We start from the raw sequence: 12,989 nt of genomic DNA, 5'->3' as shown, positions 1-12,989 counted from the left end.
TGTAATAGCTGTCTATCGTTGCCTGAAACTGCTCTGCATATTTGCCTGAAACAGACGAATATCATGCCTGAACGTGGTTGTTTTTAAGCCATAATGTGTTATCATCATGGCTTTGTTCATTCAACGAAAAACAGTTTTTCTTATGGTAATTCACCGTCAATGACCAGTTTTACCATATGGTCATCGATAATCTTCTTGGCTCTTTGAGCCGCATACATCAGAGCATGAGTCCCAACTTTATTAATGGCTCTGGCTGAACCCGCCGAGTACTGGTAGATTTCGTCCATGGCTTTTTCGGTAAAGATTTCGTGGGTACATCCGCTATAATCGAGATGCCGTTTCATGTACTCGCCGGTTTGTGCACGGTCAAACTGAGGCAGTTCACACTTGATATCAATGCGCTGCCGTATGGCGGCGTACTGCTGGAGCTTGAGCTTATCCCAGAGCTCATTCTGCCCAACCAGAATCAGCGCCATGGGACTCATGGAATCCATTTTGTAATTGAGGAGAAACCGGATTTCTTCCAGCGTTTCTTTTGCCAGAAGGTGCGCTTCATCAATGATGGTGACCACCTGTTTACGATGCACGCCGCGAATGATTTCAATTTCCTTATGGAGCTGACGCTTGGCATCCCCCCGGTAAAATTTTGATTCAATTCCCAGTTGATCCAGCAGTCCTTTGTAAAACCACCGGGGTGTCAGCTTGGAATCGGAAAGATACAAAACGGTATAGTGATCCTGACTCAGAGAGTCGGTCAGCTTGCGTATGGCGGTGGTTTTTCCACAACCGACATCTCCAGTGACAATGGCAAAGAGCTGACGTTGAGCCGCAAAGGTAAGTCGTCCCAGGGTTTCATCCAACATATCCGAAAGGTACAGCGCCTTCACCGGGATGTTGTTAAGCAAAGGGGTTTGCTGCATGTCAAAGAAAGTTTCAAACATTGAGTTCGTCCTCGCTACTGTTCTTGTTGCCATAAAGAACCGCCACTTTCTTTTTTGTCCGGTTGGTGATATTGGCTTTGTTTAAGCCATCCAAAAGACGTGAGGTGGTGACTTCCCGGGGCGACATCCCCTCCGGCAGTTCGGTATGACAACCGCAGTTTTCGCCGATAATGCGTTGTTTGATTTTAAAGGGTATCTTGTCTTTATGATGGATTTCAATCTCCTCGAGCCACTGAGGATCATAGCGGATGTCGACTTTTCGACCGATGAGATCCATACCTACTTCATAGTGTTGTCCGGCAAAGTTAATGCAGCCGGTTTTATCAACTTTTCGTTCTTCCAAATGAAGAAAGGCCTTAGCGCATGTGGCAACATCTACAAATGTGAGGGCTCGGGTATCGGTTTTAAAAGCAATCTCTGGCGAAATATCACCCAGAGAGGTATGCGGCTTTTTATGATAATACTCATGGATCCAGACATCGAGGAGCTGGTTGAGTGCAGCCAAGGTTTTGGGCTTTGAAAGGGCGGCTTCAGCCAGGAACGCATCCAGATATTTATTGAAACTTTCAATTTTTCCTTTTCCTTCCGGATGATAAGGCTTGGCATACTGCAGCCGGATATCGAGCTTTGCACAGGCGTTGGTCAGCCATTTGGAGCGGTACTGCTTCCCATTGTCGACGTAGATCGCATCCGGTTTGCCATACTGCATGAGTGCACTACGCAGGCTATCTTCAATGATCGTCACCTTTTGATTATCATAGAACTTTGCATGCACGATGTACCGGGTAGCATCATCAATGAATGCAGACAGGTAAACTTGTTTTGGCTTTCCATTTTTACCAATTGGCAGATAGGGTCCATATTTGATATCCCCCTGGTACAACATCCCCCGGTGTTTTTTTTGAAATCGCCGCGATGCACTACCTTTCTGACGGTACAGTTTCATCTGTTTCGATCCATAACCGTTTTTCAGAAGGTGTCCCTGAAGGGTGCTGCGCTTGAGTTCTCCGGGTTTGGCATAACCTTCCATTTCCAGGATGGTGATGATTTGGGGGACACTCCGGGACGGAAGTTCCCGTCGGAGAATGACAGCCTGTTCCACCACTGCATCATAATTGGACGGCAGGTTTTTGGCATTTCGGCGATCGCCTGTTTTCGGCTTGAGCCCATCAAAACCATCCTTATAATAGGCGGTAATATAGCGCCCCAGTGAGCGTGGGGAGGTTGCCTCCCGTTGGCTGATTTCCTTTTTTAACGCCGTGATCGTTGCCGGATCCAATCCCGGCTCCAGGAGTGGGGTGATGAGCATTAACCGACGTGCAGCAACATCTTCTCGTTTTAATTCTTTGTTCATGAGCATGGCTCCTTTCGTTCCTCGTTTAGAGATAACGTCAGTATACTATGCCTGTTATTTGGACAAAATGCAAAGCAGGTGTGTTGTTCATTTTTAAAACAGGGGCCAATTTCCGGAATTCACAAGCTGTCGCATGGCCTTTTTCAACCATCCGGAACCGGTGTCACGCAGGGTCTGGAGTAAAGAAGTCGGAACCATCAGCGGAATGGCTTCTCGGGTAAAAAAAAGACTGGCCGCCATTAGGATTCCATTGATTGTCGAAGCAGACTGCCCAAACCATTGTTTCCATCTGCGCATGGTAGAACCTTCCGCCGGGCAGCTCGTTGTTGTCTGATCGATAACCGCTTCAATGACCGACGCAATATAACGCTTAAACGGTTGGATGAAATCCGGAAGTTCCGTATGGATTTTCCCGCAAGACCGGCATTTCAGCCTGCGAATTCTTAATTCGATCCGATCGCCTTTACCATTGAGGCAATGGCGATTGCGACTGTCTTTTACCATGAGTGATTCCCCGCAGCAGGGGCAGATGGCTTCTTCTTTACTCCTGATAAAAAATTTGTTGTTCATTATTGAAAATCATGTCGTACTGTGATATTATTATCATGTTTTAGGGGCATCCCAGTACGGCGGCAATCTTGTCGGATATAGTCGTATTGGGGTGCTTTTTGTTCACCTCCATGCCAGTTGATACTGGCATTATATATGGCTATTCTCGGCATTGCAAGAAAGCTGTTTCTTGACAAACTTCCATCCCTAAAACAGATACAGATTTTGAGTTGATAAAAGAGTGGAGCCCATCAAATGAACGAGGCCCTGAGACATACCAAAAAGTAAACAAAAGCTGGGTATCGTGGCTCTGTCCGACATGCGGCGGGGAATATCGTTATTTAATAAATGAACGTGAAGCTGGAGATGATTCTTGCCCGTATTGTAAAGGAATAAAAGTTCTACCTGGTTATAATAGTTTTATGATAAAACATCCTGATTTAATGAAAGAATGGGACGACATCAATAATTATATATTATTTAATGCAGATTATGTTTTAGATAACCTCGTAGAAAATGTCTGGTGGAATTGTAATGAGTGTAATCATAAATATTACATGTCTCCGAAACAAAGAGTATATTACCAGAAAAGAAATATGACTTCGTGTCCATATTGTAAAGGATTGAGACAAAAGAAAAGACATTTCTTTTAGAAAGGTATCAGAAAAATACTGATGCCTTTCTTGAAATAAAGTTCATAAAAACATCGTTTTGTTATCAATAATTTTCCAGTTATCATTAGAATAAAGTTCATAATATATAATTTAATCAAAAAATTTTTTTTTACTTATTTTTACCGATTAGTCATCATCGCTTTCAAATTGAGATAGGGGGTTTTGATTTAAAGTATCCCGTAGGGTTTCTTCATTAATATGAGTATAGATCTGGGTTGTCGATACATTTTGATGGCCAAGGATTTCCTGGACTGAGCGGAGATCGGCGTTGCCATAACGAAACATTAGGGTCGCCGCTGTATGTCTGAGTTTATGGACACTGATTTCGTCGGTATTCAGACCACAACTGGCCAGATGTTTCTTGACCAGATGCTGAACCGCCCGATTACTGATGGGGGTATTCTGCTGGCTGAGAAACAGATAGGGGGAGTCTGATTCCTGGCGAACCACCAGATAGCGGTTGATCGCTTTGAGACAGGCATGGTTTAAAAAGACAGTGCGTTCTTTGTTGCCTTTTCCGATGATCCGCAGGGCATCGTTCTTAATATCTGAAATTTTAATTTGTGTGAGCTCAGACAGCCGCATCCCGCAATTCAGAAATAGCGTGACAATGGCAAAGTCTCGTTCTTTATGACGGCCAGTGATTCCTTTTAACAGATCCACGGCTTCATCCCATTCAAGATAACGGGCATGACGAGCCGGTAGTTTGGGCATTTCCAGTTCAGTTACCGGGTTAGGAAGAAAGTATTTCTGTTTATTACAAAGATAATTAAAGAAAGAGCGCAATGATGATACCTTCCGGCTGCGGGCGGCGTCTGAATTGTGGCGCTCCTTACTTGAATATGAAAGAAAAGCATAGAGAATGCCGAGATTAACAGATTTCAATTCGTCAATGGAGACATCATCAATTAAAATCTCATCAAAATCAAGGGATTGGGGCACCATGGCAAAATAGCGCTTAATAAACCGAAAAAAGATAATCAGATCATAACGGTAGGCCTGAGCCGATTTTTCAGAGTAACCCTTAATCGTCAAAACATAATTCAGAAATTCATCGATCAAAGCGTTGTTCAGAATTATTTTAGCGGTTGGATTTGTTGGGGTTGTCATGACATTACTCCTAAAATTTATTTGGTCGTTGCTTGCGAGCGTCATCCAGTGAGAAGACAGTTTAAAATATATTATAATGGCAATCTGGTTTAGATGGATGTATTAATCATAGCTTATCACATTTTAGCTGTTTTGTCACGAAACTTACATTTCGTGACAAAACATTAAAGTCTCTGTATGGAATCTGCCCAATAATGCCGATCCAAAAAGAACGAAAATTCTGCACATGCTGCTGCAAAATTTTCGTTCTTTAAATTAAAATCATTTTTTAATGTTATTCAGATCGCTCCCGGATAAAAAAGCGAATCGGTGTTCCAAAGAAATCAAAGGTCTCCCGGATCTTGTTTTCAAGGTAACGCTGATAAGAAAAATGAACCAGGGTCATATCATTGACAAACACCACAAATGTCGGCGGATTAATGGCCACCTGGGATGCATAATATAATTTCAAGCGACGGCCATGTTTTGACGGTGGCTGTTTCATCATTACAAATTCGGCCAGGGCTTCATTGACCTTCCCGGTGGTGATTCGTTTGGCGCTCTGAGCTTTAACATATTCGATGGTTTCAAATATTTTTCCCAATCGCTGTCCGGTTTTGGCCGAGATAAAGATAATCGGGGCGTAATCCATAAATGAAAGCGCATCCCGGATATCATCTTCCATCTTCTTCATCGTTTTATTGTCTTTTTCTACGGCGTCCCATTTATTGACAATAATGATCGATGGCTTGGATCGATTATGGGCGATTCCGGCAATTTTGGCATCCTGTTCGGTGACGCCTTGGGATCCGTCAATCAGTACCAGTACAACCTGACTTCGTTCAACGGCAGCAATGGCTCTGACGATGCTGTAACGTTCGATATCGGCATAGATTTTTTTCTTTCGTCGTAATCCAGCGGTATCAATTAACACATAGTCTTCCCCGTCATATCTGACGCTGGTATCCACGGCATCTCGGGTGGTTCCGGGAATATCGCTGACAATCAGCCGCTCTTCTCCCAACACCTTATTAATTAGGGTCGACTTCCCCACATTCGGTTTACCGATGACGGCAACTCGCAGACGCTCATCTTCTGTTTCTTCTTCGTCGTAATAACGCTTAACATGGTTAATGATCTCGTCTAGAAAATCCCCTAAACCCAAACCCTGCTCGGCCGAGATGGCCAGTGGCTCCCCGATTCCCAGGTTATAGAATTCAAAGGCGTTGTTTTCCAGACCTTGGCTGTCAACCTTATTAACGGCCAATAAAACATCTTTGTCATGTTTCCGGATCATATTGGCAACTTCCAGATCCGAGGCGGTCATTCCTTCCCGACCATCAACCATCAGGACAATCAGATCGGCCATATCTATGGCGATTTCAGCCTGGAGCCGCATTTGTAATAAGATGTCATCCTTGGTATGGGGTTCGATCCCGCCGGTGTCAATCAGGGTAAAATGGTGGTTTTGCCATTCGGCGTCGGCAATGATCCGATCCCTGGTTACTCCGGGGGTATCTTCGACGATGGCAATTCGTTCTCCAACTAATTTATTAAACAGCGTTGACTTTCCCACATTCGGGCGGCCAACCACTGCTACGATAGGCTTTGGCATTTTATTTCCTCACTTCATTTATATCATTATTTTTAATGGTTGTTTTTAATCATATTTTGAATTGCAGTTTTTAATTCTCTAATAATATCTGCATCAGGTTTTCACCCTGAACCGGAATGCCTCGGATGCTCACATTAAGGGCTTCGCCTAATGTTTCCAGGGTCCAGTCGTCCAATAAGGTATCAGTATCGCTGCGCAGGGCATTTTCAGGCAATAGGAGCAAATTGCAGGGATTTTTCTCGAGTTGGGGTTTCATTTGGGTCAGGATGTCCGAACCGGTGAGCAGCCCGGATACGGTAATGGCTTCGCCAAAGAAATGGTTGGTGATTGGGAAAACCGTCAGATCCAGCAACGGAAGTTCTAGTTTAATCGCATCAGCTAGAGTACTGAGATAATCATAGGCGGCAGTTCCGGTCAGGAACCCGATTCTTTTGGTGGCGGTAGCAATTGGTGAAACAGCATTCTGAGTTTTGATCATCTGTAACGTTTCTTTGACAGAGTCCTTAAAATCGGCCATCATCCCCACCCCATTTTCAATTTGGGGAAAGCCACTATAATAATCACTTTCAGGAATGGGACTCTTAGCCAGCAAATAAAACTCGTCGCTGGGATAGACAAATCCATTGCCATGTTTTGCTTCCATTTCATCATGGACGGTATTGATAATTTTCAGGGTTTTCTGAGCATCATCCTGATTAAATAGACGAAGGTTTTCCAAACCATGGCGATGGTTAGAAAGACCCACCGGTACCACCGAAACTGACTGTAGAATGGGATAAAACATTTTTAAATCATTCAGTGTCTTTTCCAGTTCAAGGCCATCATTAAAATCGGGTACCAGTACGATTTGTCCGTTCATCTGAATGCCATTATCATAAAAGGTCTCCAGATAAGACATCACATCCCCGGCAAAACGGTTTTTAAGCATCTTGATTCGCAATTCGGGATTGGTGGTATGAATGGATAGATTCATCGGCATGATGCGGTAGCGGATAATCCGATTCAGTTCATCTGGAGTAAGATTTGTCATGGTAATATAATTGCCGGTTAAAAACGACAATCGTTCGTCGTCATCTTTGACATAAAGACTATCTCGCATGCCAGCTGGCAGCTGATCGATAAAACAAAAGATACAGTTGTTCTTACATGTTTTTGTGCCAATCATCGCTTCTGGAAAGGTTACACCTAAATCTTCTTCATATTCTTTTTCAATATCCAGCACCCAGATTTCGCCATCCGGTTTTTCAATTTCGACCTCTAAGGTGTCGTCGGCAATCAGATAGCGATAATCAAGGATATCAGTCACCGGCATGCCATTGATCGACAGGAGGACATCACCCGCTGCGACTTCCATTTCGTGGAGAATGCTATCATCCTCCACGCCGTTTATTATAAATTTTTTCAACACATCTCTCTGTTTCTTTACAATTTAAAAACTGCCTAGCAAAACCAGCCGGCAGTTCTCCTTTTCTATTATATAATATTTTCAGAGAAAAAAAAACATATTTAAGAAATTTTCCCAATTAAAGCAGTCTTTTGAAAGACTTATTGAAATAATCTCTTTGAATATGCTTTATTTCCCGATTGGACACGCTACAATACATAAGCCGCAGACAACTCCCCTGCCGATATGATGATAGGCTTCCTTCATATGTTGACTGCAGGCATAGGCATCATAAAGCTCATTTCGGGGCATTCCTGGTTTCCAGAGATGACCTTCAATGGCCATTGCCGGGCAGGCACTGACACAGGTCAGGCATGAACCGCATGCGCTTTCAGTTGTTGGTTCACCGACGATTATTGGAGCATTGGTCAAAATGGTACCGATGCGGACCCGGGGTCCGTAGCGCTGATGAATAAATAAGGCACTGCGCCCGATCCACCCCAGTCCCGAGAGAATTGCTCCTGTTTTGTGCTGAAATGCGCCGGTGAACTGATCTTCTGGATCAACTACAGACTGAGATGCGGGAATCGCCACACTGGGATAACCTTGGGCCTCCAGTGCTAATAAAATCCGTAAGCAGATGTCATCAATCAGGCGGTTAACACTCCGGTAGTGGCTGAAATAGGTTTGGGTCGGCGCAGTCCCAATCTGGTTTAAAATACCGTCGGAGAGTTTAATAATAACGGTGATGCCGCGAGTAAAGTCCATTCGTTTTTGAGCTGGCAGCACCGATAGATCAGAAAACCCGATTTCAGTAGCACCCAATGCTTGACCCAGATTGATTATTATCTGGTTAAAATTATTTTGCGGCAGCGAGTGATTATGGTTGACTTCTTTTTTCATTTTTTCCTCTTTTTTACATAGAAATAGGGAAATTGATCCATTGATATGTTACAATACTCATAGCAAAACAAAGGTGGTGGTATTCATGCTCTTTAATTCTGAACAGCAGGCTGAGGATAAACTGATCATACTCTATGTATTAAAAAAAATCAAAACCTCATTAACCCGGGAACAGGTCGCCCTGATAATTATCGAAAATTTACAGATTGGTTATTTTGATATTCAATTATATATTGATGATCTGATCAAAGATGAATTTCTTTCGGTGCTGGATTATGATGGAAAGTCAGTGCTCACCTTGTCAGCGATGGGTAAAGAAGCACTAAAGCTCTTTTGCAATAAAATACCGGCTTATATTACCGATATGATCGATCTTTATCTTAAGGAAAACCGGGAAAAGATCTTCAAGGAAGTAAAAATTACTGCAAACTACCAGAAATTAGGAGAAACTGATTATCTCGTTGAATTAAAACTTCACGAGAATAATATTGTCCTGATGGAAATCTCATTAAATGCTCCCACATTAAAGCTGGCGCTAGACATCTGTAATCGCTGGAAAGAAAATACCCAGGATCTTTATTCATCAGTGTTAAATCTGTTAACCTGATTAATTCCAATGCTGGAACATTAAAAAGGTTCGCCATCTGGTTATTTCTGACTCCCATGGCCAAACCTTTTTTTGTTTAGAATCTTCACATTAATTTATTTCTTATGGGTTCCGATGACCTCACGTTTGATCCGATCTTCCACCCGACGGTTTAGCCACATAATAGCGGTTTCAATATGAACTAACGCCATCGCATTTTCAGTACATTCAAATTCACCTTCCTGGAACAACTTTAAGCGATCTCTGACAATCTCAAGCAAATCAGAATCGATCACGCCCACTTCTGATTCCGGTTCGTGTCGCACCCCTTTTTGAAACTTAATTCTGGCAAGTTCAACTGGATCGTCTTCTTTGGTACGAATGATGTATTCGCGATAGTCATTGCCGACGCCCTTTTCAGCGACTCGATAAACCTCATTTAAATTGCCTTTGTACTGAACTGTTGTTATTTTTTCGCCCATTTTTCCACCTTCTTTCCATACAAGTATAGGTTTTATTTGATTATACTGTTTATACCCAAAACAAAATAGCTTATGCAATAAGTATCTACATTTTAAATATCAATTCAAAATACGCCAAACTAATATCAAGTTCGCGATAAAACAATCCGAATCTCTAAACGCCCGCTCTTAAATCAAATTATTTATGCATATAAAATGACTTCGCATCTTATTCAGTTCTTTTCAACATTGACGTTTGTAATTATACGCTGTATTTTGAAAACCCTTGACAAAAGCTCGGCTTCATAATATTATTGATAAAAGGCATTTTATTAAAAGAAACCTAATGTAGCAATGGAGCTTCAAATATACTATATCACAATGCGTATATTTTATGGAAGTTCTTTTTTTGGCTTATTGACATTAGATTTGGAGGAAGAATAATTGATTAAACTTCAAGAAGTAAATAAATATTTTGGTGACCACCATGTGCTGAAAGATATCAACCTAACCGTAGCAGAAGGCGAAAAATTAGTCATTATCGGGCCGTCAGGTTCTGGTAAGAGCACCACCGTTCGGTGCATGAATTTTTTAGAAGCACCCACTTCGGGACAGGTTATTATCGATGGTGAAGAACTCACGCAAAAAAATAAAATTCAGCTGGTTCGGCGAACATCGGCCATGGTATTTCAGAGTTTCAACTTGTATCCTCATAAAACAGTGTTGGAAAATTTGACCCTGGCACCGATAAAACTACAAAAACTTACAAAAGAAGAAGCCATCAAAAAAGCACGAAAATACTTAGCAACTGTTGGTCTGAGTGAAAAGGAAAATGCTTACCCGTCAACCTTATCCGGTGGACAACAACAACGTGTAGCCATTGCCAGAGCCCTGGCAACCGAACGAAAGATCATACTCTTTGATGAACCGACATCGGCGCTTGATCCGGAAACCGTTCAAGAAGTGCTTGATGTCATGATCAAATTATCAAAAGAGAATATCACCATGGTGGTTGTTACCCACGAAATGGGTTTTGCCCGGGTTGTTGCCGATCGGGTCATCTTTATGGATGAAGGCCGGATTGTGGAAGAAGGAAAACCGGAACATTTCTTTGAAAATCCTTCGGAGGAGCGAACGAAGCTTTTTCTCAGTAAGATCTTGCGTTAATTTCTAATATCACAACGATATTAGGTATTATAATTATTATAATTAGGAGGAAAATGATTATGAAAAAGGTACTCTCTGCTCTGCTTATTTTATGCCTGGTGTTTACTTTGGCAGCCTGTTCGTCTTCAACTGGTTCAAAGGATACTGCTACTACCGATGGCAGTCTTGATTCAGTCGTTAAGGCCGGTGTTTTAAGAGTTGGTGTTAAAGAAGACGTTCCAAACTTCGGACTTCGAAACACGGCAACCGGTGAAATCGAAGGTTTTGAAATTGATATTGTCAAACTTTTAGCAGGTAAAATTCTTGGTGATGAAAATGCTTATGAATTAACACCAGTAACCGCTAAAACTCGTGGTCCATTACTTGACAATGGTGAAGTTGATCTCGTCATTGCAACGTTCACGATTACCGACGAACGAAAATTAACCTATAACTTCTCGACCCCTTATTATGAAGATGCGGTCGGACTGTTAGTTAAAAAAGATGCCGGTTACAAAGGTCTTGCCGACATGAATGGCGCAGCGATCGGTGTTGCTCAAAGCGCTACATCTAAAGAAGCAGTTAAAAAAGTAGCCGATGAACTGGGGATTACCGTATCATTCTCAGAATATGCGACCTACCCAGAAATCAAGGCTGCATTAGACTCCGGACGCGTTAATGCTTTCTGTGTTGATGGATCAATCCTTGGTGGCTACGTCGATGACTCAACGATGATTTTACCAGATCGATTCTCGCCACAACAATATGGTGTGACCTCAAAGCTCGACAGTTTAGCCCTTACAGAAGCGGTTGACGGCTATATCAACGGTTGGCTCAAAGATGGCACTATTGAAGGTCTAATCACAAAATGGGGACTTAATTATTAATGAAAAGTTCTAATCCTTTTGCCTTATGGCGTTGGGAGAAGATGTTTGGAGAATGGCAAATGTTTGGCGAAGGGTTTCTGCGAACAATTGAGGTCGCAGCCCTCGCCTTAATCCTTGCTCTTGTTCTGGGTATTATTTTTGGCGTTATCTCAACTTCAAACAATAAAGTAATGCGGGGGCTAGCAAGGGTTTATGTTGAGTTCTTTCAAAACACTCCCCTGGTTATACAGGTTTTCTTTATGTACAATGGTCTGGCAATTGCCGGATTACGGCTAAGTGTGTTTGTAATTGGTGTTTTAGGGGTGGGTATTTATCATGGTGCTTATGTTTCTGAGGTCGTCAAAACCGGAATTACGTCAATCTCAGTGGGACAAGTCGAAGCCGCAAAGTCCCAGGGTTTTACTTATATCCAATATATGCGCTATATCATCCTACCGCAGACCATTAAAATTGTTCTCCCACCGCTCACAAATCAGGCAGTCAACCTGATTAAAAACACTTCAGTCCTGGCAATGATATCAGGTTTTGATCTCATGTATGTGGCCGATTCCTGGGCATCGTCCAGTCTGGATTATGGTCCATCCTATGTATTTGCCGGTTTTTTATATTTTATGCTCTGTTTCCCATTGGCAACCTGGGCAAGAAAATACGAAGAACGTCTCAAGCACAAGGACACAGCCCGTATTCCCTTTGATCCAAGTGAGGAGGCGGTTACATGCTAGAAGTTTTTCAAAATGTCTTTACGCCTTCAAACGTTGAGTTTTTAGCCAAAGGAATGGCGTTAACCTTGACGCTTTCAGTGTCAGTTGTCATGATCTCAATCCTTTTCGGTACCATCCTGGCCTTGCTGCGAACCTACGAAAAACGGGTTTTAGGTAAATTAGCCGGATTCTATATTGAAATGTTTCGAAATACACCGTTATTGCTTTGGATTCTCGTATGTTGTTTTATGATTCCATATGGTACCATTGTTATTCGCGGTGCGCTAGCCTTGACATTATATACCTCAGCGGTTCTTGCTGAAATTGTCCGTGGTGGTTTAAATTCTGTTGCCGAAGGACAATTTGAAGCTGCCAAATCCCAAGGGTTTACGCTAATCCAAACATTGATGTTCATTGTGCTCCCGCAATGTTTTAAAAGTATTATCCCTTCCCTGTTGTCGCAGGTTATTACGACCGTTAAAGACACATCATTTTTACAGGTCGTTGCGATTCCTGAGTATACCCGCAGCGGATTCGTTGTTATGGGACGATATACCACAACACCAGAGGTCTTTATGATTTTTGCATTACTGGCAGTCGGTTATTTTGTGATTTGTTTCAGCCTTTCTTGTGTCGTCCGCGGCTATCAAAAAAGAACTGAAATAGTTCGATAGTGGGACGAAACGAGATCGCAATAAC

General features: G+C 42.4%; 14 protein-coding genes. 6 read left to right on the top strand and 8 right to left on the bottom strand.

Annotation, left to right across the window (positions count from 1 at the left end):
* Positions 1-140: 140 nt before the first annotated feature.
* The 3 genes from Q7J41_RS04020 to Q7J41_RS04010 all read right to left on the bottom strand — a co-directional run bounded on the left by Q7J41_RS04020 (position 141) and on the right by Q7J41_RS04010 (position 2,865).
* Complete coding sequence (locus Q7J41_RS04020; RefSeq protein ID WP_304885472.1) at positions 141-941, bottom strand: ExeA family protein; 801 nt, start codon at positions 939-941, stop codon at positions 141-143.
* Positions 934-2,295 (bottom strand): DDE-type integrase/transposase/recombinase, encoded by a 1,362-nt coding sequence (locus Q7J41_RS04015; RefSeq protein WP_304885471.1) that lies wholly within the window; start codon positions 2,293-2,295, stop codon positions 934-936. Before Q7J41_RS04015 ends, Q7J41_RS04020 begins: the two co-directional genes overlap by 8 nt.
* A gap of 93 nt (positions 2,296-2,388) precedes the next feature.
* On the bottom strand, positions 2,389-2,865 hold the full coding sequence (locus tag Q7J41_RS04010) for a DUF6431 domain-containing protein (RefSeq protein WP_304885470.1): 477 nt from the start codon (positions 2,863-2,865) through the stop codon (positions 2,389-2,391).
* 209 nt (positions 2,866-3,074) lie between these two features.
* On the opposite strand from Q7J41_RS04010, the gene Q7J41_RS17765 reads away from it, so the two are divergent.
* Positions 3,075-3,497: a zinc-ribbon domain-containing protein gene (locus Q7J41_RS17765; RefSeq protein ID WP_370650977.1), complete on the top strand. Its 423-nt coding sequence runs from the start codon at positions 3,075-3,077 to the stop codon at positions 3,495-3,497.
* 147 nt (positions 3,498-3,644) lie between these two features.
* Here Q7J41_RS17765 and Q7J41_RS04005 read toward each other — a convergent pair whose 3' ends face one another.
* The 4 genes from Q7J41_RS04005 to Q7J41_RS03990 all read right to left on the bottom strand — a co-directional run bounded on the left by Q7J41_RS04005 (position 3,645) and on the right by Q7J41_RS03990 (position 8,509).
* Positions 3,645-4,628 carry a tyrosine recombinase XerC gene (locus Q7J41_RS04005; RefSeq protein WP_304885468.1) on the bottom strand — a complete coding sequence of 328 codons (984 nt, stop codon included), beginning with the start codon at positions 4,626-4,628 and terminating at the stop codon, positions 3,645-3,647.
* Positions 4,629-4,902: 274 nt separating this feature from the next.
* On the bottom strand, positions 4,903-6,222 hold the full coding sequence (gene der / locus Q7J41_RS04000; RefSeq protein ID WP_304885466.1) for a ribosome biogenesis GTPase Der: 1,320 nt from the start codon (positions 6,220-6,222) through the stop codon (positions 4,903-4,905).
* A 70-nt stretch (positions 6,223-6,292) separates the two neighbouring features.
* Positions 6,293-7,630 (bottom strand): DUF512 domain-containing protein, encoded by a 1,338-nt coding sequence (locus Q7J41_RS03995; protein WP_304885464.1) that lies wholly within the window; start codon positions 7,628-7,630, stop codon positions 6,293-6,295.
* 165 nt (positions 7,631-7,795) lie between these two features.
* Positions 7,796-8,509 carry a 4Fe-4S double cluster binding domain-containing protein gene (locus Q7J41_RS03990; RefSeq protein ID WP_304885463.1) on the bottom strand — a complete coding sequence of 238 codons (714 nt, stop codon included), beginning with the start codon at positions 8,507-8,509 and terminating at the stop codon, positions 7,796-7,798.
* A gap of 85 nt (positions 8,510-8,594) precedes the next feature.
* Here Q7J41_RS03990 and Q7J41_RS03985 point away from each other — a divergent pair, with 85 nt between their 5' ends.
* Positions 8,595-9,116: a DUF4364 family protein gene (locus Q7J41_RS03985; protein ID WP_304885461.1), complete on the top strand. Its 522-nt coding sequence runs from the start codon at positions 8,595-8,597 to the stop codon at positions 9,114-9,116.
* A gap of 95 nt (positions 9,117-9,211) precedes the next feature.
* On the opposite strand, the gene Q7J41_RS03980 is transcribed toward Q7J41_RS03985, so the two are convergent.
* A complete protein-coding gene (locus Q7J41_RS03980) occupies positions 9,212-9,577 on the bottom strand; it encodes an ABC transporter ATPase (RefSeq protein WP_304885459.1) in 366 nt (121 codons plus the stop codon).
* Positions 9,578-10,000: 423 nt separating this feature from the next.
* On the opposite strand from Q7J41_RS03980, the gene Q7J41_RS03975 reads away from it, so the two are divergent.
* From Q7J41_RS03975 to Q7J41_RS03960, 4 genes are read left to right on the top strand one after another with little or no spacing between them, the layout of a single operon-like run.
* Complete coding sequence (locus tag Q7J41_RS03975) at positions 10,001-10,723, top strand: amino acid ABC transporter ATP-binding protein (protein WP_304885456.1); 723 nt, start codon at positions 10,001-10,003, stop codon at positions 10,721-10,723.
* 53 nt (positions 10,724-10,776) lie between these two features.
* Positions 10,777-11,589 carry a transporter substrate-binding domain-containing protein gene (locus Q7J41_RS03970; RefSeq protein ID WP_304885454.1) on the top strand — a complete coding sequence of 271 codons (813 nt, stop codon included), beginning with the start codon at positions 10,777-10,779 and terminating at the stop codon, positions 11,587-11,589.
* A complete protein-coding gene (locus tag Q7J41_RS03965; RefSeq protein ID WP_304885453.1) occupies positions 11,589-12,311 on the top strand; it encodes an amino acid ABC transporter permease in 723 nt (240 codons plus the stop codon). Before Q7J41_RS03970 ends, Q7J41_RS03965 begins: the two co-directional genes overlap by 1 nt.
* Positions 12,305-12,964, top strand: a complete 660-nt coding sequence (locus Q7J41_RS03960; RefSeq protein WP_304885451.1) for an amino acid ABC transporter permease — start codon at positions 12,305-12,307, stop codon at positions 12,962-12,964. Before Q7J41_RS03965 ends, Q7J41_RS03960 begins: the two co-directional genes overlap by 7 nt.
* Positions 12,965-12,989: the final 25 nt, after the last annotated feature.

Source organism: Acetobacterium sp., assembly GCF_030652775.1.
GTDB lineage: Bacteria > Bacillota > Clostridia > Eubacteriales > Eubacteriaceae > Acetobacterium.
The sequence above is the reverse complement of the archived record's forward strand: the minus strand, read 5'-3'. Positions and strand labels throughout refer to the sequence as shown.